We start from the raw sequence: 19323 nt of genomic DNA on the forward strand, positions 1-19323 counted from the left end.
CCCCGCCGTCGCGCGGAGCGGCGCCGCGTGGTTTAACGCGTCCGCATGCTGCCGCTTCTCCCCCTGGGCGCCGTCGTCCCGCTGCTCTGTGCCACGCCAGCGACGCCGGCGCGCTGGGGGTTGCAATGGGAAGCAGCTCCAGGCTGCATCCAGGCCGCGCCGCTGTCCCGCGCGGTGGAGGAGCGGTTGGGGCGCGCCGTGTTCGGCGTCATGCCGGAGGTCCTCATTCACGGGACACTCGGGCCGGAGGCTGCTTCGGGTTGGACGGCGCGGCTCACCCTCGTGGACGCACGGGGCACCATCCTCGGTGGCCGGGAGGTCTCCACCGCCGAGCCCTCCTGCGCCGCCATCGAGCCTCGGCTCGCGCTGGTCATCGCGCTGATGATCGATCCGGATGCGCTGGTTTCCAGGGAGCCTCAGGGGGAGGCCTCGCCGGACGAGGCCGGGACACCGGCACCCGAGCGAGAGCCCGAGCCTGTTCCACCGCCCGAGCCCCCGGCCTGGACGCTGAACGACACGGCCCAGGAGCCCGCCGCCGAAGAAGCGCCTGCCCCCGAAGGCAGGCCCTGGCCAGAGCGCTCCACGGTGTCCCTGGCCGCCACCGCATCCACGGGGCTCGGCGACACGTTCGCGCCAGGGCTCAGCGTTGCATGGCGAGGTGCCGGCGCATGGACCTGGTTCATGCGGCTCGCCATGTATCCCCACGCGACCGCGAAGCCCGGCGCCGAGCGGTTTGAACTGTTCACGGCTTCCCCCGAGGCAGGGCTCTGCCCGCTCTCGGTGGGAGGCCCGGGCTGGGAGGTGTCTGGCTGCGCGACCGCGGCGTTGTCCTTCGTGTCGGTGGATCATCAGGGCAGCGCCGAGCGGACGGTGGACCTGTTCGTCCGGGGGGACGCCGGGCCACGTCTCCACGTGGAGGGACGACTGGGCCGAACCACGGCGCTGCACGCGGGACTGGGCGCGACCGTGGGCTGGCTGCGGCCCACACTGTCGACTGGCGTGAAGCTGGGCACACCGCTCCGAGTGGGGCTCGACGTAGGCATGTCCTTCCGGGGGCCCTGAACAGACAGGCGCGCGCATTGGCGCTTCACCAGGGTCGCGGAAGATCACTAGAGTCCGTCGGCTCCGGACTCACGCGCGATGCCTCCCCCCACCCAGGCGCAGTCAACTCCCGTCGGCTCCGCGCCCCTCGACTTCCAGCACGTCTACACACAGCACGCGGCTTTCGTGTGGCGCACGCTGCGACGCCTGGGCGTACGGCCGGCGGACCTGGAAGACGTCTGTCAGGAGGCATTCATGGTCGTCCACCGCCGCCTGTCCGAGTTCGACGGACGCGCGCCCGTGGGCGCGTGGATCTTCGGAATCTGCATGCGGTTGGCGTCGGATTACCGCAAGCGCGCCCACATCCGCCGTGAGACGGCGGTCGCGCGGACGCCCGACCAGGCCCGCCCTCCGGAGCAGTTCGAAGCGGTCGAGCGAACGCAGGCGCGGGCCCGGCTCGAGCGCATCCTGGATGCGCTCGACGAGGACAAGCGGGCGGTATTCGTCCTCTTCGAGATCGAACAGTGGGCCATGGCCGACGTGGCCCGGGCCGTAGGCTGCCCGGTGCAGACCGCCTATGCCCGGCTGTACGCTGCGCGCAAGCAGGTCCAGGACGCCGTGGCCCGGACGCAAGGAGGCGAGACATGAGCACGCCAGAGCCCGTGCGCCTCCTGGAGGAGACCTCCGACGCGTCCTCGGACCTGAGGGGCTTGCTGCGATCCGCCGTCGAGGACGAGCCCACCGCCGACCAGCTCGCATCCCTCGCGGCCCGGCTCGGACCGCTGCCCGCTCCGCCCACCCCCGGCCCCCCGTCCGCGCCTCCAGCCGCAGACGCTGTCAGCGCCGCCGTGTCGTCAGGCCTCAAGCTGAAGGTGCTCGTCGGAATGGCCGTGCTCACGGGGACGGTGGGCAGCTTCCACGTGGGCCGGGTCTATGAACGGACGCACGCCGATGCCGAGCGCCCGCTCACCCGCGACATCGCGCCGGCTCCCGCTGCCCCATTGCCCTCCGAGGAACCCGCGCCCACCGCGCCCGAAGCCGAGTCCCCCGCGCCCCCCGCCCCCGTGGCGCCGCCAACGGCTAGCGTTCCACCGACGGGACCTGCCCCGAGGCCCACCAGCGCAGCACCGAAGCGGCCCCCCGCGCCTGCCCCGTCCGTGGCCCCTGCGGCCGAGGACGAAGAGCTGCTATTGCTCGACAGCGCCCATCAAGCCCTGCGACGAGGCGACTCGGAGCGCGCGCTCGCCAGCGCCCAGGCACATGCATCGCGGTTCCCGGCAGGGACGCTCGCCCAGGAGCGAGAAGTCATCGCCATCGAGGCGTTGGTGCGACTGGGCCGCGTCCCCGAGGCACGCGAGCGCGCGGAGGCGTTCGGCGCGCGCTACCCGACATCTTCCCATCTCGTCCGCCTTCAAGGGCTCCTCCACCCTTCGGGGCCGTGAGACATCCCCCAGGCCGGGGCCCGCGGCGGAAACACGGGGCGCCTCCGTGGCCGCGAAAGCGATACATTTTTCGTGGCTGGGCCCACGGCGTCGCGGGAGCTCCTTCAACGTGGGCCGACTCCCGAGGGAGGCACATGGACCTGGAAGAGTTGCGCGCGTTTCTCGACGTCGCGGAGACGGGGTCGTTCCTGGCCGCCGCGGAGTCGCTGGGCGTCTCACGCACGACCTTGAGGCGGCGCGTCGAAGCGCTCGAGGCAAGGGCAGGCGTACCGCTGCTGACCAGCACCCGGACGGGCATCGTCCTGACCGAAGCCGGTGGAGTCCTCGCCCAGCGCGGACGGATCATGATGCAGGAGACGAGCGCGCTGCTGGCCTCCATCCGTGAGGTGGGCCAGGCCCCGGCGGGCCTGCTGCGGATGGTGCTGCCCGTCGGGCTCCCGCCGCACCTGCTCGCCCCGCTCTTCGGGCTGCTGCGGACCACCTACCCGCTGCTGCGGGTCCAGGCGAGCTTCAGCGACGCCCCCTTGTCCGAACCCCTGGACAACGTGGACATGGCGATCCACTTCGGAGAGGACATGCCCCGGGGACCGTGGCTCTCACAGGTGGTGCTCCGCGTGCGCGAGGGGCTGATCGCCAGCCCCCAGTACCTGGAGCGCCGGGGTGTTCCCCGGACCCTGGAGGCGCTTCGGGACCACGAGCTGTTCGCGTGGGCGGCTCCGGGGGGCGACGCGTGTCTCTGGCCCGTGCTCGGCGGGATGGCGTTCCGGGTGGAGCCCACGCTCATCACGTCGGACATCCACCTGATCCGCTCCTGCTGCCTCGCCGGGCAGGGCATCGGGCTGGTGCCCAGCGCGGACCTGCCGGATCCCGACCATGCCCAGGGCACCTGCGTCCCGGTGCTGCCCGGCGTGGTGGGGCGGGAGCGCGCCGTCCGCATCAGCGTGCCGGAGGCGCTCCGCGAGATTCCCAAGATCCAGCGGGTGCTCGAAGACATCCGCCGGTTCATCGAACCGCTCTGAGCCGCGGCGCCGCCAGGATCCGGCCATGGGTTGTCCACCTTTGGCCATCCCGCGGTCCGGGACGCAGGCTACTCATGACGGGCTCATTCCCAGGGGGAGTCCACCATGCGCATGCCGAAGCTCGCTGTCCTGTCCGTCGCCCTGTTCATGCAGTCCGCCCAGGCCAAGGACCCTTCCGAGGGCGCGACGACCTTCACCGTCTACGAGGCCTTCCTGAGCCCCGCCCAGGAGCCCGGTGAGGAGTCGGAGACGCCGAAGCTGTTGCAGAAGAGCCTCGGCGCCACGGCACCGTCGACGCCCCGCGACCGCCGCAAGTCCCGGGGCTATGGGCAGCTTCGCTTCTCCAAGGACCTGAGCAAGGCCTACGTCGACGTCCAGGTGGACGGGGTGAATCCCGAGGACATCCTCATGTTCCACGTGCACTGCGGCCCGCCGGGCGTGCTCGGCCCCATCGTCGTGGACTTCGGCGAGTTCGGCGCGCTGCCCAAGACACTCGCCCAGGGCAAGCTCTCCGTGGAGCTGACCAACAAGAACATCACCTACGTCAAGGACATGAAGGGGATGAAGTCCGGCCTGCCGGAGAGCTGCCCTGCGGAGCTGGGCTTCCTGACGCAAACCCAGACACTGGCCAGCCTGGAGTCCCTGGCGCGCAAGGGCGTGCTCTATTTCAACCTCCACACGAAGGCCCATACCTTCTACGGAGAGATGCGGGGCCAGCTCTACGCCGCCCAGCCGTAGCGCGGGCTCCCGCGCTGGCCCCGGAGTCACGGCTCGACGCACAGGAGCCGTGACTCCCAGCCAGATGCTACTGGAAGCTCACCTTGCCATCACGCTGGTAGCAGACGTGCGGCGTTCCGTCCGTGGGGCGGATCGCGACGCTCGGGCGGGTGTTGTCATCCACCGACCCCAGCTGGGTGTACGTCCAGAAGCCCAGCGCGTCCGTCGTGCTGATTTGCAGCGCCGTCCCGTTGCGAGAGGCGACGACAGGCTTTCCGCCGCCAAACGCCAGGTCGGAGGAGGCGAAGCGGTAGTCGACCGGCGAGGAGTTCATGGTGCTGGACGTCAGGGGCGTGCCCAACGTGATGTCATCGATGGCGGACTTGTCGCCCTCGGGGATCGTGTTCGAGAGCGCGAGGACGTGCTGGCTCGGGCCCCAGACCAGTGAGAGCCAGGGGGCGAAGGAGCCGGTGTCCTCCATCCGGAAGGACTCGATGGCCGAGCCCCGGATGACGCGCAGGTAGTTGGTGGCGACGTTGTTGGTGACCTGGGTCGTGACGACGTGAAGCCCTCCGGTCGCGTCGAAGACAGGGTCGCTGTTGAGATAGGACGTGTTGAGCGGGAGCAGCGCGCTGGCCCAGGTATTGGCCGCCGTGCGCGTCGCGACCCGGATGGTTCCAGCCTGGCCGGTGGCGAAGATGATGGCGGGCTGGCCCTGATCGGGGTTGAGCGCGATGCCCATTCGAGTCGCCGCCGCGGTGTCCGGGTTCTCGCGAACCCACGCGCCATTCACGCGCGTGGCGTATCCGATGCGCAACGTGGCGTTCGCGATGGCGCCGGTCCCCTTGAGGTAGCCGACGTGGGGAGTGCCGGTCGCCGCGTCGATCGCGAGCACGGGCTTCGTGACGAAGACCCCGCCCGTGTTGAAGCTGGGGCCGTCAACCTGCTCCGTCTTCCAGGTCGTACCGTCCCAGCTGCCGTACCAGAGGGTGTTGTGCGTGTCGTTCGTGTAGACGATATGGCCCTTGCCCGCGTTGTCGAACGCGAGCTCACAGGTGCCCCCCGTGACGTCCGGGCTGGAATCAATCACCGTGTTGGGGGCGAGCGGAGCGGCGATGACGTTGAAGTGGAACGAGCCCTCCGCCGACTTCCCGGACTCCGTCTCCACGGAGACGGACAACGACGCGGTCCCCGCCGCGGGCAGCGTCCACGTCACCCGCTCCGCGTCAGGTTCGAGCGAGCCTGAGTCGGCGCTCCACCGCACCGCCTTGAAGACCTCACCCGAGGCGACGATGCGGAAGCGCTCCGCCGTGCTCTCGACATAGGGGCCCGTTCTGGCCTCCCGTTCAATCAGGAGCACCAGGTCTCCCTTCCCCGGAGAGGGGATGACCTCGACGGGCTTGGGCTCGGGGGCGCAGGCCGCGAGCAGCGCAAGGCCGCTCATCACCAACATCCAGGAAACACTCTGCTTCTTCAGCATCACTCACGTTCCTCATCGAGGGGGCCAGCGAATCCGGCTCGCCAGACCCGGGGCATTCCCCCGGGCTTTCCGTCAACGAGCGGACTTCTCGAATCGATTTAAGAGCCGATTTTTGACGAAGTGATTCGAGCGTGGCCAAAGCCTCGTCAGGGCGTCACCCCGAGAGGCCTGGGGCACCGTCCCCCGGTCCGGGGAGGCCCTTGCGCATGGGTGATGACTATCGGTCCATTGGTGCCGGGGGCCTCACATTGGCCAGACGCGAGGTCTATATGTCCCCGTCGCGGTCGCGGTGGCATCCCCTGCGCCATCCGGCCTCTCCTGGAGCCGTTCAATGCATCTCTTCCTGAAGCCGTACCGCATGACCTTCCTCGCGCTGACCGCCTCCCTGGTGGGACTGGGCTGCGCATCCACTTCGAAGAGCACGACGGGTGCAGCCATGACGACGACGCAAGCGCGGAAGTCAGAGACTGTTCACGTGGGCCTGCTGGTCCGCTTGGAGGCGAAGCCGGGCAAGGAAGAGGAGGTGCGGAAGTTCCTGGAGGGAGGTCTTGCCCTGGTCCAGGCGGAGCCGGCGACGGCACAGTGGTTCGCGCTGCGCTTCGGTCCGACCTCCTTCGGCATCTTCGACACGTTCGCCGACGAGGCGGGCCGTCAGGCGCACCTGAGTGGCAAGGTGGCCGCGGCCCTGATGGCGCAAGCGCCAGAGCTGCTGGCGACACCGCCAACGATCCAGGCGGTGGACCTGCTCGCCGCCCAGACGCCGGACACGCCCGACGTCGCCGAGACAAAGGCCCTGGTCGTCACCCTGGAGGCGAAGCCGGGCAGAGCGGAGGAAGTGCAGAAGCTCCTGGAGCGTGCGCTGCCCATCATTCGCGACGAGCTGGACACAGTGCACTGGTATGCCCTGAAGCTGTCGTCAACCACATTCGGCATCTTCGACACCTTCGCCGACGAGGAGGGGCGTCAGTCGCATCTGAGTGGCAAGGTCGCCGCGGCCATGAAGGCGAAGGCGCCGGAGGTCCTCGCGAAGCCGCCGCTCATCGAGAAGGTCGACGTGCTCGCGGTGAAGCGCTGAGCGTCCCCCGCCCGTCATGACACCAGGCGCGAGGTGTGCCTTCCGGCGTGCGCCCCGCGCCGCAGCCCGTGCAGGCGGAAGCTCAGAGGAAGCGGACGAGGCCGATGGCCATCGTGACATCGACGGTAGGACGCGCGTTGAATCCAAGGCTTGCGTCATCCCAGCCGCCGCGCCCCACGAGCATGAAGTGAAATCCGCGAAAGCGGGCCTGGAGACCCAGGCTCGCGCGTACGGGCACCTGGAGCTGCCCATTGGCCGGAGACATCACAGTGCTGCCCTGCACGCCCACGAAGGTCTTGAGCGCATTCAGGCACATGCAACGCGGCGGATCGAATTCTCGCGAGACCGTGAGGCCAAGGGAGGGGCCCAGGCCGGCATACTCGCTGTCGCGTGTGGCGGTGCGGACATGGAGGCCCAACTGCGTTTCGACGCCGACCGGGCGGCGCGCGGACTGATACGCGACTTTCAGCCAATACGCCGCGTCGACGCTGATGGCGGCGTTGCTGTAGCGCTGGCGTGTCTCGAGCGCGAGGCCGTCCGTCTCGCTTGTGCAGGGGAAAGGGATGACCAGGCCCATGCCCATCTGGCGGGAGCCAACGAGCACGTCCGACAGGAGTTCATCGTCGGAGAGTGAGCCGAGCGAGAGCAGCGGGAGCTCCGCGGCGGCGCGTCCGGGGGTCAGGACCGCGAGCCAGAGCGCGGTGAAGAGCAGGACCGCCCGTCGAGACACGAGGCTTGAAACACACGACTCCCGTCGCCGATTCATGACCTTGCTACCTCCTGGAGTGGATGGACACAAGGTACGGAATTCGCGGATGGACCTTCATCACCGCTGACTCATGATTGCATCACGAGTACGGCGACTCCTCGGTGCACGCATCGCCGCACGGCTCGCCAACGAAGCGGGCGCGCGCTTCGCGCAGACGCTCGAAGGGCATGTCGCGCTCGACGGGGTGCTTGCACGCGTTCGCGGCGCTCCGGTCTCCGCCGGGGCGGCGTGACCGGCGCACCCCAGGCTGCCTGTCCTATTTTACCCGGGCGATATTGACGCGACATTTATACCCGGATAGAAATGGCGTCATCCTGATTCCTTCCTCCAGGTGGACGCGAGGACAGCCTCCACGCTGCTTTCTTCCTACACGGCCTTTGGTCGGCGACTGGCGGTGCCCTTCCGCCGCCGACCGAAGACGGCTGACAGGGGTAACGTCATGACTGCATTCGATTTGAACCGCGGCGCGGTCGCGCCGGTCGCCGACGAGGTCGACCTCGTAGACCTGGCCGTCACCGGAGACATCCCGCGCGAACTCAACGGAGCGCTGCTGCGCAACGGTCCGAACCCACTGCGGGGCCGCTTCGAGGGCAACGACGTTCTGTCTTGGTGGCCGGAAGCGGCGATGCTGCACGCGATCTCGTTCGAGGATGGCCGCGCGGCCGGCTACCGGAACCGCTGGGCGCGCACGCGCCGCTGGGCTGACGTGTACGCGCCCGAGCGGGTGCCGCAGCTGCCCGACACCAATCCGAACGTGAACGTGTTGCTGCATGCGGGCGAATTGCTGGCGCTGGCGGAGGGTGGCGCGCCGTTCGCGATCACCGCCGAGCTGGATTCGCTCGGCGAGCCCCGCAGGCACGCCGGGCTCGGCGGCGGGCTGACCGCGCATCCAAAGGTCGATCCGCTGACGGGCGAGCTCATCGCGTTTCGCGCGGACTGGCGCGCGCCGTGGCTGCGCTACGGCGTCGCGGACGCGCAGGGCGTGCAGCGCGTCGACGTCGTTGTGGATGTACCGGCGCCGTCGATGATGCACGACATCGCGATCACCGCGACCCGCAGCCTGCTGCTCGACCTGAACGTCGGGTACGACTTCTCGATGCTGAAGCAGGGCCACCGGATGCCGCTGCGCTGGCACGATGACCGGAAGGCACGCATCGGCGTGATCCCGCGCCACGGCGGCGACGTGCGCTGGTTCGGCATCGAGCCTTGCTTCATCCAGCACGTCGTCAACGCGTATGACCGCGACGAAGCCTGCGTGGTGCTCGATGCGGTCCGCTACCCGTGGTACCTGCGGCTCGACGCGAGCACGGGGAGGTTCGTCGACAACCCCGTTGGAGTCCTGTGGCGCTACGAGATCGATACGGCGAGCGGCCGGGTTGACGAAAGGCCGCTCACCGACGGCGGGATCGAGCTGCCGCGCATCAACGAGAACCGGACGGGGCGCCACTACCGTTACCTGTATGCGACGGAGCAGCCGACCAACGCCGAAATGCGCGGCGTGGTCCGCTTCGATCACGAGCGCGGCGCGACGACACACTACGCGGTGCAAGCTGGCGACCAGAACAGCGAGCCCGTGTTCGTGCCGCGCCCAGGAGGCATCGTCGAGGACGACGGTTGGCTGCTGGTGATGGTCTATCGCTCGGCGACGGACTCCAGCGACCTGGTGATTCTGGACGCACGCGCGATCGACGAGGACCCCGTCGCGACCGTTCACCTGCCGCGCCGGGTGCCAGCCGGGTTCCACGGCGCGTGGGTGCCGAGGGTGCGCTGAGCGGCGTGCGCGAACGCGGGACGCATGCCGGGGCCACGACGCGGAGAAGCGGACGCCTTCGGCGCTCCTGGGGCGCCTCAGCTCCGCTGCTGCAGGGCGATACGCACACCGAGCCCCACGAACACGGCTCCCGTGATCCGCTGCGCGAGGACGCCGCCGCCGATACGGGCGCGGCCCCACTGTCCGGCGCGGCTCGCGCCGAAGGCCACGACCAGATTCACCAGCGTACCCGACACGTTGAAGAGCACGCTCAGCAGCAGCAATTGCCCGGGGGCGCTACCGCTACCGGGCACAACGAACTGAGGAAGGAACGCGAGGAAAGAGAGGGCGACCTTCGGGTTGAGGACGTTGGTGACCACGCCCTGGCGAAAGATTTCCCAGAGGCTGGCGGGCTCGACACGTGGCCCCTGTGCCACACCGGATGGCCTCAGCAGCGTGCGCAGACCGAGGAAGACCAGGTAGCCCGCCCCACCCAAGCGCACGGCGTCGTAGGCGAAGGGTACGGCGATCAACAGGCTGGAGAGCCCGAGGACGACCGCGAGCGAGTGAAAGACGGTGCCGCCCGCGATGCCGAGTGCGCTCGCGACGCCCGCACGCCTCCCCTCCGAGGCGCTTCGTGTGATGACATAGAGCATGTCGGGCCCCGGCGTGACATTCAGCGCGAGCGAAGCCCCGAGAAAGAGCAACAGGTTGGCGGCGGTTGGCATGGGACGTCCCCCATGAGGAGGGTGCCAGCGGTCTATCGCGTCTCACGGGAGGGGACTACGACCCGGCGGCCTTCTGCGAATCCCGCATACCCCGCCCGACACGGCGGCCCTGATGCCGAAGGACTACGGGGTGACGTGGACGGGCCCGTTGAGCCCGAGACTCCCACGCCGATGCCCCCCTCACGGTCATTGCGAGGTGATTCCGCCCTGGTATAAGGGGTTTGCACCACCTCGATCCCGTAGCTCAGTTGGATAGAGCGGCGGTTTCCTAAACCGCAGGCCACAGGTTCGATTCCTGTCGGGGTCACTGGCCAAGTCCCCGGCCCGACTCAGGAAAATGTCGGGCCGGGGGCGCAAGGCACGGCAGCCGGCCGAGGCTGGGAGTCCGGTGGGAGTTCTGGCGAGGCCCTTGCCGCCTCGCCCCGGCTCCCGGACACCTTCTCCCTGCACTTCCACCGTACGCCTGACGGCTGGCGCGTGGACGGTGCCGGGACGGGCTTCGGTAGGTACGCCTACGAAGCGTTCGACTCGGCGTTCTGCAACATCCCGACGTCCGTCCCAAGACCGAGACGGCAGTCCACGGCGCCGGACCTCGTTTTGACGCGCTTCATCCGCTCCGTGCCGCCCACCGCGGAGTGCCCCGCGTGCACTGCGCTGGAGGGGAGCTGCACCGAGCATGCTTTCAGCGCGGCCCTGGTGGAGCTGCACCAGCTTCGTGAGCGCGTCGCCCAGAAGGAAGGTGCCCGGTGAAGCGCACCTCCACGAAGGCACAGCAGCGGGCCACGTCCGCAAAGACGGCCGCGCCCGAGGCACTGAGCGTGGTCCTCACCGCGTCCCTGGGGCACGTCGCGAGCGAGGGCGGCAGGCTCGAACTGGACCCCGCCGACTGCCGCAGCCTCATCAACGCCCTGGAGCACCCCCGCGGCCTCCCTGTCCGGCGGCATCTCAGGCCCGTGAACGAGATTCTGCGCGCAGCCCTGTCCACGGCCGCGGACGGCGCCGGACTCCGCGTGGACGCCCGGGAGTGCCAGGCCGTCCTTGACGGCATCGAGTACGCACGGTGGCAGGCCGGAGAGGCGGTGGACTGCTTCGAGTTGCGCCTCCGGCAGAAGGCCTCGCCCGTCCCGAAGTGCAGCGCCTGTTCGACGTCCAGCACTATGAACCGCGAGCCGACGGTGTGCCGGCAGCACCTGGAGCAGACGGTGGACGAGGTCCTGCGCCTCCGTCAGCAGCTCCGCGACGTGCACACGCTGGTGCGCGCCCTTGCCGACAGGTTCGGGGAGCGCAAGGCAATCCCTGGCCAGGTGCTGGTGGGGCTCGACGTCCAGGTCGCGGCGGTGCGCGAAGACGGCGGTGCTCCGTGAGCGCGGCCAGGAAGCCCCGTCAGCAGCATCTGCTCACCACTCCCGCCATGCGTCGCAAGGCCGTGGCCCACCTCCTGGCGACGACGCCGCCGCATCAGCTCGGCCTGCTGCGCAAGCGCCTCCACGACGAGGCGCAGTTGATGCAGCTTGGCGGCTGCGCCATCTGCTGGGCGAAGCGGTCCTTCGCGCAGGTGTACAGCGAGCGCGCCGACGTGCCGGCGGGCACGTGCAGCGTCAAGCGCTGCCGCGACCTCTGGAGCGACGCTCGGGAGCGGGAAGCCTCCTGGCGGCAGAAGGTCCGTGTCGCCGTCGGTGCGGAGGCCTCGCATGCGTGACCTGGTCTTTGGCGCGCTCCATCTGGTGGCCGTCCTGCTGCACCTGACGTCCGCGGTGCTGCTCCTCCTGGCGCGCCGCGAGGCCCGCGCATCCACCCCGAACACCGGTCGGCCCGTGCTGCGCGTCCTGTCCGGTGGCCGCTCCACGCAGCAGGAGGTGTCCCGTGGCTGAGTCCATCTGGCAGCAGCTCGACCGGATGATGGCCGAGTACAAGCGGACGAAGGCGCTCGTGCGCGCGGTGCGCGGCGGACGCTTCCGTGGGCGCAAGCCGAACGGGCAGTGGTGGGTGCGCTTCGGCACCGGGCGCGCGGCGGTGGACCTGCTGGCGGACACGCCGGAAGAGCTGGTGCGCCGCGCTGCCGTCCACCGCTGCGGCGAGTGCGGACACAAGACGCAGGGGCACCGCCTCAAGGCGAAGGACGAGGTGACCTGCCCGGGCGTGTCGTGCACGTGCGAGGCGACCCAGGCGGACATCGTCGCGAAGCAGGGCACCACGGCGTGGATTGCCGAGCGCGCCGGGCTGACGGAGCGCGAGCTGTTCCGTGGCGTGCGTGGCCCGTCCAAAGACCTGTCCCACGCGGAGGCGACATCATGAGCAAGCGCCACTGCCGAGGGCTCGTCGTGGATTTGTTCGCTGGCGGAGGAGGCGCCTCCACCGGCATCGAGGCGGCGCTCGGGCGCGACGTCGATGTGGCCATCAACCACAGCGCCACTGCGCTCGCCGTGCATGCCGCCAACCACCCGCGCACGCAGCACCTCACAGCGGATATCTGGGACGTGCCCCCGCGCGACGTGGCGAAGGGTCGTCCTGTGGACGTGCTTTGGGCGAGTCCCGACTGCACGCACTTCAGCGTCGCGAAGGGCGGCACTCCCAGGGAAAAGGGCATCCGGAGCCTCGCGTGGGTAGTCATCGACTGGGCCCGCGACGTGCGCCCGGGCTGCATCTTCCTGGAGAACGTGGCCGAGTTTCGCACCTGGGGTCCGTTGGGGCCTGACGGGCGCCCGGACAAGGCGCGCATGGGAGAGACGTTCGAGCAGTGGCGCGGCGTCCTGGAGTTGCTCGGCTACACCGTGGACTTCCGCGTCCTGGACGCGTCGCTCTACGGCGCGCCCACGCGGCGCCGCCGACTCTTCCTCGTCGCGAGGTGTGACGGTCAGCCCATCCATTGGCCGGAGCCGACGCACGGGCCCGGGAAGCTGCCTCTGCGCACTGCGGCGGAGTGCATCGACTGGAGCCTCCCGTGCCCGAGCATCTTCACTCGTAAGCGCCCGCTCGCGGAGAAGACGCTCTGGCGCATCGCGGAGGGCCTTCGGCGCTTCGTGCTCGAAAGCCCGGAGCCCTACATCGTCGGATGCGGAGGCCGAGCGGGGCAGACGCCGCCCACGCCTGTGAGCGCGCCGGTGGGCACCATCACCGCGAAAAATGACCGCGCGGTGATGGTGCCGTCGCTCATCAAAGTCAACCACGGGGGCGAGGCCGCCCGCGGCGAGCCCATCGACGCGCCGCTCTCCACCGTGACGGCGCAGCGCCGCGGGCATGCGCTAGTGATGCCGACCATGGTCACCATCGACCACGGCACGTCCAGCGCTGGAATGACGGCCGCTGATGCTCCGCTGCCGACCGTGACAACGGAGAACCGGCACGCCGTCGTAGCCCCGACGCTGGTGCAGACGGGCTACGGGGAGCGCCCCGGCCAGCGCGCCCGCTACCTGGACCTGCACCAGCCGCTGGGCACGGTGGTGGCCGACGGCCAGAAGCATGCGCTCGTCTCCGCCTTCATCGCGAAGCACTTTGGGAACGGTGTCGTCGGGGTGCCCTTCGACGGGCGCCCGCTCGGCACCATCACCGCGCAGGACCATCACGCGCTGGTCAGCGCGAGCCTGGGCGTGGGCGACCACACCGCCGACGTCCGCGCTTTCCTGACGAGCTACTACGGGGACGACGCCACCTCCGGGCAGCGTGTGGACAGGCCCATGCGGACGATCACGGCCAAGGCGCGGATGGGGCTCGTAACGGTGGCTGGTGTCGAGCACCAAATCGTGGACATCGGCATGCGGATGCTGGAGCCGGAGGAGCTCCTCCGCGCGCAGTTCGGCCGGTTCGCCGCCACCTACGACATGAGCGCCGCCACGTCGAAGGCCGCGAAGGTGCGCCTCATTGGAAACAGCGTCTGCCCCGAGGCGGCCGAGGCGGTAGTGCGGGCGAATCTGGGCGACAGCATTCAGGGCCTGGAGGCTGCGTGAGCACGTGCGATGCCCCCATGCGCGTCCCCATCCTCGGCGTGACGCAGCCTCAGCCGCTCGCCTGGGCCGTCCAGGTGCGCAACGCCCCCGTCCTCAACCTGCACGCGCCGCCGGCAGGGGATGTGCTGGACTCCTACGTCGCGGTGTGCGCGGCGGAGCACATGCCGGAGTTCGCGGTGTGGATGGCTTCCTGGCACGGGCCGGGCGTCAGCGCCCCGCGCGCGGATGAGCTGCCCGCCGGCGCCGTTGTGGCGGTGGGCCGCGTCGCGGCGGTGTCGCTGTACCCGGACGCCGACCGGCAGTCCCGCTGGTACTCGGGGCCCGCCGGGCTGTGGCTGGAGGACGTGGTGGCCCTGCCGGAGCCGGTGGCCTGCCATCCTGGCCCCGCGGACACGCTGTGGGAGCTGCCCGCGCCAGTGCTCGCCCGCGTGCGGCTGGGCTTCGGCGCTGTCGCACAGGCAGACAAGGCGCGCTGGGACTCCTACGAGGCCCGCGCCGCACGCAGCGGAGGTCGCGAGCCCGCGACGCTGCGCGAGCGTGTCTTGCGGAAGTGCGCGTGTCGCCGCGCCATGACGCCTTGCCGGACGTGCCGCACCTGGCGCTGCACCGCGCCCGGGTGCCCACCCCACGCCTGCGCCGCGTGGGTGTCGCCATGAGCCACCGCTGCCGGATGCCTGTCGTGCCCTGCGAGGACTGCGGCGTGCCTCGCCTGGGCGCCGCCATCACCGACTCGGGCTTGCCCGCCCCGCACGCGCCGCGCATCGCCAACGAGAAGGTGCGCGCGATGCACCCGGGCCCGTGGCCCACCTGCCGGCACGGCATCGCGTGGCAGGCCGATTGCCTGGACAGGCCCGTACCGCCCACCTGCTGCCGTCACCCGCCTTGCGTGCTGGTGCCGCCCGTCCCGCCCCACCCCATCCCGTCCGTCACCTTCGAGGAGTCGTAGTCCATGAGCACCTGCCCTACCCCAAGGGTGAACGACGAGACCGAGTTCCTCCGCGCGGAGCTGGCGCGCGAGCGTGAGGAGCGCATCCGCGCCGAGGCACGCGCTGAAGGCGAGCGCGCGGCCTACGAGCGCACCATGGCCTTCCTGGCGGACCTACTCGCGGCGCAGGCGCCCGCGCCGTCTGGCCCCAAGGTGGCCATGGCTGCCCCTCGCCGCGGCGACCCGAACAGCCCCGGCGCCCTCCGTTCCCGCCGTTGGCGCGAGACGCGCGAAGCGTCACCGGACGTCACCGTGACGCCTCGTGACGTCACCAACCATCACCGTGACGTCACCGTGATGCCTGTGACGTCACAGCCCGTCACCGTGACGTCACCAAGCGTCACCGTGACGCCTGCCGTCCGGAGCGAGCCGCGCCCCCTTCCCCCTGTGGGGGTTTCCCCCTCTCCCGCACCCACTCCCCCTTCCCCCTTACCCCCTTCCCCGTCTGCTGCTGCCGCTGGCGGCGCCGAGCCGCGCTGGGCTGGAGCTCCCGACGGCCGTCCGGCGCCGAAGTCCGTCCGCCCCTCGTCGGCCCCGTCCCTCGCCGCCACGGCGCCGGAGGCCGACGCCCCGCCCTCGCCGGCAGTGGCCTTCTTCGCCTGGGCCCAGGAGGCCCGGCTCGCAGCCTTCCCGCGAGCCATCCCTCAGTCCCCGCCGCCCGGCTGGACGGAGTGGTACCGGAGCGCGCTCGCCGCCGTGGGCGGCAACGAGGCGCGCCTCAGGGGCGCCTGGGAGTCCTTCCTCTCTGACGACTGGGCCAAGGGGCGCAAGCCGCTGTGCCCGGCGCAGGCATTCATCGCCACCGAGGTGTGGCAGCGGCACGTCCCGGAGCAGGACGCCCCGGCAGAGACCGCGTGCGGACCGGCGCTGCCTGCCACCGAGGCCGGTGCCACCTGGGGCCGCGTCCTTGCCGCGCTCCACTCGGACGGAAAGCGCCACGTGGTCGAGCAGCTCGCGCGGCTGAGCCCGACGCTGGAGGGCGACATGCTCGTCCTGGAGGCGCCGGACAAATTCGCCGCCGCGCACGTCCAGGACGACTTCCTCCCGCTCATCGAGGCCGCCCTCGCGCGGCTCAATGCCCCGGCCCGCTCCGTCCTCATCCACGCCGCTGGAGAGGCCACCCATTGAGAGCCCTATTCCCCCTCCGAGGGATTTCCCCCATCGGCCAAACGCGCGGTCATCGCGCCATCTGACGCCGCCCCGGATTCTCACCCTCGCGCGGGAGCCGCGCGAGGGTCCACCCAGCAGCACCACCAGCAGGAGGCAGCACCATGAACGCAGCGACGACGGAAGCAGGCATTGGACTGAAGCAGCTGGAACGCGACGGCCGTGACGTGCGGCGGTTGCACGACGCCTACCTGGAGGCGTTGGACAGGCATGACGGCGCGGGCAACCTCCTGCCCGAGTGGGAGGACCTGCCGGCGCGCGAGCGCCGCGCCTGGCGCGCGGTGGACGTGCTCGTCCGCCTCCGCGTGGAGCGGGCGGAGACCCAGATGGAGTTGCTGCGCTCGGAGCGCGACGCCCTCATCGCCCAGGTGCAGGCGCTGCGCTCCCAGGTGCGGCACCACGAAATCCTCCGCACCCAGGACGAGCTAGCAGCGGCGCGCGCCAGCCTGGAGCTGGAGGCGCTGCGGTCCGCGCGCCGCCGGCAGCCCACTCCGTCCCCGGCCGTGCCCCCGCTGAAGGAGGAGGCGAGCGCGGCCACTGCCGAGAGCGACGCGGCGGCGCTTGTCGCCGTGAAGGTGACTGCGGTGGCGCCCGACGCGGAGGGGCACGGCTTCTACATCGCGGTGGAGCGCGGGCTACGCGAGGTCCACCGCGGCGACACCTGGCGCATCCGGGGCACCACTGCGACGGCGGAGGTGACGAGCGTCGAGGACGTCGCGGACTTGCCCATCTACATCGCCTTCCCGGGGGACAACTTCACCCTGAAGGAAGGGGACGTCCTGGAGCTGCTGCCGAAGCCGGGCGACGAGCTGCCCGCGCTCATCGCGTAGGCTCGCTGCTCACCCGCAGCGAGCGCACCGCACTAGCCACTGCTTCTGGAAGCGTCCCGCGCGGCTCGTCTCCTTCAGGAGGAGCGAGCCCTCGCGTGGGGCCACCGCGGCGCCGCACCGGCACGTGCCCGCCTTGAGGTTGGGGCGCCGGCCCTGCTCCGCGCTCGCGCACTCCAGGTGCCGCGTACCGGTGGCGGCGGAGTACTCCACGTACTCCCCCTTGAGGATGCGCCCGCCGCACCCGGCCGCGGTGCACGTGCCCGCCTTCTTCGCGACGATGGTGGGCACGGCTACGCCTCCCACGCCGACGGGCGCCGGGACTCCACGGCGGGAAGCGACAGCCCGAGCTGGGCGCCCAGCCCCACCTGGCGCGGGCGCATGTCCCGGGGCGCGCCCGCTCGGTGTCGCCGGAGCTTCCCTGCGGCGAGCACGGGCCGCTCCGGCCCCAGCCCCTTCACCGCCATCGCCTCCCGCATCCGCGCCAGGGCACGAGCGCGCAGCCGGTGCACCTCGTCCACCGGCAGGCGCAGCTCCTGCGCGACGGTGCGCTCGGAGGGCTCCGCGCCCGGGGCTCGGCCGTACCCCGCCAGCGCCTGCATCACCACGCGCTGGAGGCGCGGAAGCTGGTAGAGCGCGTCCAGGGCCGTCTCACGCTCGGCCACGTGCTGGTGGCGCGCGACCGTCGTGTCCACCAGCCCCAGCCGCGCCTCCACGTTCGCGGTGGAGTCCCGGCCGTCCTCGCCGGCGAGTAGGTGCTCCAGGGAGACGGTGGAGATGGAGCCCTCGCCCAGCGTCAGGATGGATGCCTCGTCCAGGCCCTGGGCGCGCAGCGCGGCGGACACCGGCACGCCCTCCGCCCGCGCCGCCTTCTTCGCGCGCCGGAGCCGCTTTCGCGCGTGGTCCGTGACGTAGACGGCGTTGCGCTCGCTCGCCGCGTAGCGCTCCATGGCCTGCCGCGCGAGGCGCAGCACGTAGGCCGGGTAGAGGCAGCGTCCGGGCTCGCGCCCCGGGACGAAGCGGCGCCAGGCCTTGTAGGTGGCCACCTGCCCCTCCTGCTCCAGGTCCTCCGCGGACACCTTCCAGCGGCGCGCCACCGCGCCCGCGGCGCGCACGACGTGGGGACGCACCAGCACGGCGAGGCGCGACTCCGCGCGCCGCTGCTCCGGGCAGCCGTCGGGCAGCTCGCGCAGCAGGTGGAGCAGCGCTTCCATTTCGTCGTCGGGCGTGGGTGCCGGCGGCGTGCCGGGCGGGGGCGTCAGGCTGAGGGCGGCGTGAAGACGAAGGGCACAGGCGGGCATCGAGGACTCCTGCCCGTGCGCACGCGCGCAGGGGCGGTATACTGGCGTCCCCAGCGGTGCTTCTCCCAGCGCGTCTGGCTTCAGCGGGCTCGACCGTCTTCCCCGGTCGGGCCCGTCGTCTTTTCAGCTACCACGCCTACCTGACAGCGCCACCCGCCCGGCCCCGCCGCACCGCGGGCGTCGCCAGGTCCGCCAGCTGCTTCCGGGGCGCCTGCCCCTTCGCCTTCGCTTTCGCCGCGCGGTTCCGGTTCCGGGTGGCCCGCGCCTTCGCGGCCCTCTCCGCTCGGGCCTGCCGGTGGGCGGCGGCCTCCTCCGGAGTGGCGTGCCGCGCGGCTGTTGCCACAAGCTCCACGCGGGGCGCCTCCGCGTCATCGGCGCGGTCCGCGTGGATGGACACCACCTGCTCGTCATCCAGCCAGGCCAGCCCGTTGAGGGCGTCCCCAAGCACCTTCAGCGTGTTGTCCAGGTCGCCCACGCGGCGCGGGCGGTACGCCGTGAGGGAGAGGCACACAGGCCCGGCCAGCGGCTGGGCGCCGGTGGCCGCCACCAGCCGCGCCACGGCAGCCTTGTAGGCCAGGGCCTCGCCGGAGGGCACCAGCCCGCGCCCCCGGGTGGGCTTCCAGTACGTGTTCGCGGAGGGTGGGTACGGCAGCACCAGCCGCACCTCGCACCGCCCGAAGCCTTCGCCTGCCGCCTTGTCCATGCTCGGACAGAAGGGGCGGCGGTGAGCGGTTCATCTTCCTGGGCCTCGTTCGAGGAGGCGAAACCGGAACCGCTCCGGGCGGCACGGCTCCTGCTTTTGCCGCGCGCCATGGACAAGACAACGAGGGAGGCGCTCGCGCAGCGCCTGGGGCAGGCGGAGGCAGCATTGCAGCAGGCGCAGCGGAAGATGGACGGCAGTCTCACGGCGCGGACGCGCCTGGAGATGGCCCGCACCGCGTACCGCGCGGCTGAGCACCAGGCGCTCCAGGTCCTGGGGGCGCGCGTGGCCCTGGAGGTCGTGGAGCAATCTGTCCTCGCCGCGAGTCCGCCCCACCCCTACCCGTCGGGAGGCGCGCTTCCACGATGACTTACTTAT

Annotated in this window: 24 protein-coding genes and 1 tRNA gene; 19 read left to right on the forward strand and 6 right to left on the reverse strand. The window is 70.9% G+C overall.

The window, feature by feature from the left end:
* Nucleotides 1-45: 45 nt before the first annotated feature.
* The 5 genes from GTY96_RS09595 to GTY96_RS09615 all read left to right on the forward strand — a co-directional run bounded on the left by GTY96_RS09595 (nucleotide 46) and on the right by GTY96_RS09615 (nucleotide 4240).
* The gene (locus GTY96_RS09595; protein ID WP_143900761.1) at nucleotides 46-1062 is read left to right on the forward strand and encodes a hypothetical protein; all 1017 of its coding nucleotides are present in this window, start codon (nucleotides 46-48) and stop codon (nucleotides 1060-1062) included.
* Nucleotides 1063-1140: 78 nt separating this feature from the next.
* Nucleotides 1141-1689, forward strand: coding sequence for an RNA polymerase sigma factor (locus tag GTY96_RS09600; RefSeq protein WP_143900763.1), 549 nt, complete (start codon nucleotides 1141-1143; stop codon nucleotides 1687-1689).
* Nucleotides 1686-2483, forward strand: a complete 798-nt coding sequence (locus GTY96_RS09605) for an outer membrane protein assembly factor BamD (protein ID WP_161664528.1) — start codon at nucleotides 1686-1688, stop codon at nucleotides 2481-2483. The genes GTY96_RS09600 and GTY96_RS09605 overlap by 4 nt, the downstream gene beginning before the upstream one ends.
* Nucleotides 2484-2617: 134 nt before the next feature.
* Nucleotides 2618-3502, forward strand: coding sequence for a LysR family transcriptional regulator (locus tag GTY96_RS09610; RefSeq protein ID WP_143900769.1), 885 nt, complete (start codon nucleotides 2618-2620; stop codon nucleotides 3500-3502).
* 111 nt (nucleotides 3503-3613) lie between these two features.
* Entirely contained in the window at nucleotides 3614-4240 is a 627-nt protein-coding gene (locus GTY96_RS09615; protein WP_235685498.1) for a CHRD domain-containing protein, read from the forward strand.
* A gap of 67 nt (nucleotides 4241-4307) precedes the next feature.
* Here the strand turns inward: GTY96_RS09615 and GTY96_RS09620 are convergent, their stop codons facing one another.
* Nucleotides 4308-5699: a hypothetical protein gene (locus GTY96_RS09620; RefSeq protein WP_161664529.1), complete on the reverse strand. Its 1392-nt coding sequence runs from the start codon at nucleotides 5697-5699 to the stop codon at nucleotides 4308-4310.
* Nucleotides 5700-6030: 331 nt separating this feature from the next.
* Here GTY96_RS09620 and GTY96_RS38770 point away from each other — a divergent pair, with 331 nt between their 5' ends.
* The gene (locus GTY96_RS38770; protein ID WP_235685499.1) at nucleotides 6031-6774 is read left to right on the forward strand and encodes a putative quinol monooxygenase; all 744 of its coding nucleotides are present in this window, start codon (nucleotides 6031-6033) and stop codon (nucleotides 6772-6774) included.
* Between the two features lie 82 nt (nucleotides 6775-6856).
* Here GTY96_RS38770 and GTY96_RS09630 read toward each other — a convergent pair whose 3' ends face one another.
* The gene (locus GTY96_RS09630) at nucleotides 6857-7540 is read right to left on the reverse strand and encodes a hypothetical protein (RefSeq protein ID WP_161664530.1); all 684 of its coding nucleotides are present in this window, start codon (nucleotides 7538-7540) and stop codon (nucleotides 6857-6859) included.
* Between the two features lie 442 nt (nucleotides 7541-7982).
* Here GTY96_RS09630 and GTY96_RS09635 point away from each other — a divergent pair, with 442 nt between their 5' ends.
* On the forward strand, nucleotides 7983-9314 hold the full coding sequence (locus tag GTY96_RS09635) for a carotenoid oxygenase family protein (protein ID WP_161664531.1): 1332 nt from the start codon (nucleotides 7983-7985) through the stop codon (nucleotides 9312-9314).
* 77 nt (nucleotides 9315-9391) lie between these two features.
* Here the strand turns inward: GTY96_RS09635 and GTY96_RS09640 are convergent, their stop codons facing one another.
* Complete coding sequence (locus tag GTY96_RS09640; RefSeq protein WP_235685500.1) at nucleotides 9392-10021, reverse strand: LysE family translocator; 630 nt, start codon at nucleotides 10019-10021, stop codon at nucleotides 9392-9394.
* A gap of 233 nt (nucleotides 10022-10254) precedes the next feature.
* On the opposite strand from GTY96_RS09640, the gene GTY96_RS09645 reads away from it, so the two are divergent.
* From GTY96_RS09645 to GTY96_RS09695, 11 genes are all read left to right on the forward strand, one after another.
* A tRNA-Arg gene (locus tag GTY96_RS09645) sits at nucleotides 10255-10328 on the forward strand.
* 170 nt (nucleotides 10329-10498) lie between these two features.
* Nucleotides 10499-10771: a hypothetical protein gene (locus tag GTY96_RS09650; RefSeq protein ID WP_161664532.1), complete on the forward strand. Its 273-nt coding sequence runs from the start codon at nucleotides 10499-10501 to the stop codon at nucleotides 10769-10771.
* Nucleotides 10768-11385, forward strand: a complete 618-nt coding sequence (locus GTY96_RS09655; protein WP_161664533.1) for a hypothetical protein — start codon at nucleotides 10768-10770, stop codon at nucleotides 11383-11385. The genes GTY96_RS09650 and GTY96_RS09655 overlap by 4 nt, the downstream gene beginning before the upstream one ends.
* A complete protein-coding gene (locus GTY96_RS09660; protein WP_161664534.1) occupies nucleotides 11382-11720 on the forward strand; it encodes a hypothetical protein in 339 nt (112 codons plus the stop codon). Before GTY96_RS09655 ends, GTY96_RS09660 begins: the two co-directional genes overlap by 4 nt.
* Nucleotides 11713-11892: a hypothetical protein gene (locus tag GTY96_RS09665; protein WP_161664535.1), complete on the forward strand. Its 180-nt coding sequence runs from the start codon at nucleotides 11713-11715 to the stop codon at nucleotides 11890-11892. The genes GTY96_RS09660 and GTY96_RS09665 overlap by 8 nt, the downstream gene beginning before the upstream one ends.
* Nucleotides 11885-12316 (forward strand): hypothetical protein, encoded by a 432-nt coding sequence (locus GTY96_RS09670; protein WP_161664536.1) that lies wholly within the window; start codon nucleotides 11885-11887, stop codon nucleotides 12314-12316. Before GTY96_RS09665 ends, GTY96_RS09670 begins: the two co-directional genes overlap by 8 nt.
* Entirely contained in the window at nucleotides 12313-13965 is a 1653-nt protein-coding gene (locus GTY96_RS09675) for a DNA cytosine methyltransferase (protein WP_161664537.1), read from the forward strand. Before GTY96_RS09670 ends, GTY96_RS09675 begins: the two co-directional genes overlap by 4 nt.
* Nucleotides 13962-14621 carry a hypothetical protein gene (locus GTY96_RS09680; RefSeq protein ID WP_161664538.1) on the forward strand — a complete coding sequence of 220 codons (660 nt, stop codon included), beginning with the start codon at nucleotides 13962-13964 and terminating at the stop codon, nucleotides 14619-14621. The genes GTY96_RS09675 and GTY96_RS09680 overlap by 4 nt, the downstream gene beginning before the upstream one ends.
* Complete coding sequence (locus GTY96_RS09685; protein ID WP_161664539.1) at nucleotides 14618-14911, forward strand: hypothetical protein; 294 nt, start codon at nucleotides 14618-14620, stop codon at nucleotides 14909-14911. The genes GTY96_RS09680 and GTY96_RS09685 overlap by 4 nt, the downstream gene beginning before the upstream one ends.
* Before the next feature lie 624 nt (nucleotides 14912-15535).
* Nucleotides 15536-16078 carry a hypothetical protein gene (locus tag GTY96_RS09690; RefSeq protein WP_161664540.1) on the forward strand — a complete coding sequence of 181 codons (543 nt, stop codon included), beginning with the start codon at nucleotides 15536-15538 and terminating at the stop codon, nucleotides 16076-16078.
* Between the two features lie 143 nt (nucleotides 16079-16221).
* Nucleotides 16222-16947, forward strand: coding sequence for an HlyD family secretion protein (locus GTY96_RS09695; RefSeq protein ID WP_161664541.1), 726 nt, complete (start codon nucleotides 16222-16224; stop codon nucleotides 16945-16947).
* A 9-nt stretch (nucleotides 16948-16956) separates the two neighbouring features.
* Here GTY96_RS09695 and GTY96_RS09700 read toward each other — a convergent pair whose 3' ends face one another.
* From GTY96_RS09700 to GTY96_RS09710, 3 genes are all read right to left on the reverse strand, one after another.
* Nucleotides 16957-17235 (reverse strand): hypothetical protein, encoded by a 279-nt coding sequence (locus GTY96_RS09700; protein WP_161664542.1) that lies wholly within the window; start codon nucleotides 17233-17235, stop codon nucleotides 16957-16959.
* Nucleotides 17236-17237: 2 nt separating this feature from the next.
* On the reverse strand, nucleotides 17238-18245 hold the full coding sequence (locus GTY96_RS09705; RefSeq protein ID WP_161664543.1) for a sigma factor: 1008 nt from the start codon (nucleotides 18243-18245) through the stop codon (nucleotides 17238-17240).
* A 136-nt stretch (nucleotides 18246-18381) separates the two neighbouring features.
* Nucleotides 18382-18948: a RusA family crossover junction endodeoxyribonuclease gene (locus GTY96_RS09710; protein ID WP_161664544.1), complete on the reverse strand. Its 567-nt coding sequence runs from the start codon at nucleotides 18946-18948 to the stop codon at nucleotides 18382-18384.
* 108 nt (nucleotides 18949-19056) lie between these two features.
* Here GTY96_RS09710 and GTY96_RS09715 point away from each other — a divergent pair, with 108 nt between their 5' ends.
* Complete coding sequence (locus GTY96_RS09715) at nucleotides 19057-19314, forward strand: hypothetical protein (RefSeq protein ID WP_161664545.1); 258 nt, start codon at nucleotides 19057-19059, stop codon at nucleotides 19312-19314.
* Nucleotides 19315-19323 lie beyond the last annotated feature (9 nt).

The organism is Corallococcus silvisoli (assembly GCF_009909145.1).
Lineage (GTDB): Bacteria > Myxococcota > Myxococcia > Myxococcales > Myxococcaceae > Corallococcus > Corallococcus silvisoli.

Coding starts and splice junctions, on each gene's coding strand:
- GTY96_RS09695 (WP_161664541.1), top strand. CDS start 16,222: ATGAACGCAGCGACGACGGAAGCAGGCATTGGACTGAAGCAGCTGGAA.
- GTY96_RS09635 (WP_161664531.1), top strand. CDS start 7,983: ATGACTGCATTCGATTTGAACCGCGGCGCGGTCGCGCCGGTCGCCGAC.
- GTY96_RS09710 (WP_161664544.1), bottom strand. CDS start 18,948: ATGGACAAGGCGGCAGGCGAAGGCTTCGGGCGGTGCGAGGTGCGGCTG.
- GTY96_RS09595 (WP_143900761.1), top strand. CDS start 46: ATGCTGCCGCTTCTCCCCCTGGGCGCCGTCGTCCCGCTGCTCTGTGCC.
- GTY96_RS09630 (WP_161664530.1), bottom strand. CDS start 7,540: ATGAATCGGCGACGGGAGTCGTGTGTTTCAAGCCTCGTGTCTCGACGG.
- GTY96_RS09615 (WP_235685498.1), top strand. CDS start 3,614: ATGCCGAAGCTCGCTGTCCTGTCCGTCGCCCTGTTCATGCAGTCCGCC.
- GTY96_RS38770 (WP_235685499.1), top strand. CDS start 6,031: ATGCATCTCTTCCTGAAGCCGTACCGCATGACCTTCCTCGCGCTGACC.
- GTY96_RS09705 (WP_161664543.1), bottom strand. CDS start 18,245: ATGCCCGCCTGTGCCCTTCGTCTTCACGCCGCCCTCAGCCTGACGCCC.
- GTY96_RS09715 (WP_161664545.1), top strand. CDS start 19,057: ATGGACAAGACAACGAGGGAGGCGCTCGCGCAGCGCCTGGGGCAGGCG.
- GTY96_RS09665 (WP_161664535.1), top strand. CDS start 11,713: ATGCGTGACCTGGTCTTTGGCGCGCTCCATCTGGTGGCCGTCCTGCTG.
- GTY96_RS09640 (WP_235685500.1), bottom strand. CDS start 10,021: ATGCCAACCGCCGCCAACCTGTTGCTCTTTCTCGGGGCTTCGCTCGCG.
- GTY96_RS09605 (WP_161664528.1), top strand. CDS start 1,686: ATGAGCACGCCAGAGCCCGTGCGCCTCCTGGAGGAGACCTCCGACGCG.
- GTY96_RS09610 (WP_143900769.1), top strand. CDS start 2,618: ATGGACCTGGAAGAGTTGCGCGCGTTTCTCGACGTCGCGGAGACGGGG.
- GTY96_RS09620 (WP_161664529.1), bottom strand. CDS start 5,699: ATGCTGAAGAAGCAGAGTGTTTCCTGGATGTTGGTGATGAGCGGCCTT.
- GTY96_RS09675 (WP_161664537.1), top strand. CDS start 12,313: ATGAGCAAGCGCCACTGCCGAGGGCTCGTCGTGGATTTGTTCGCTGGC.
- GTY96_RS09685 (WP_161664539.1), top strand. CDS start 14,618: ATGAGCCACCGCTGCCGGATGCCTGTCGTGCCCTGCGAGGACTGCGGC.
- GTY96_RS09600 (WP_143900763.1), top strand. CDS start 1,141: ATGCCTCCCCCCACCCAGGCGCAGTCAACTCCCGTCGGCTCCGCGCCC.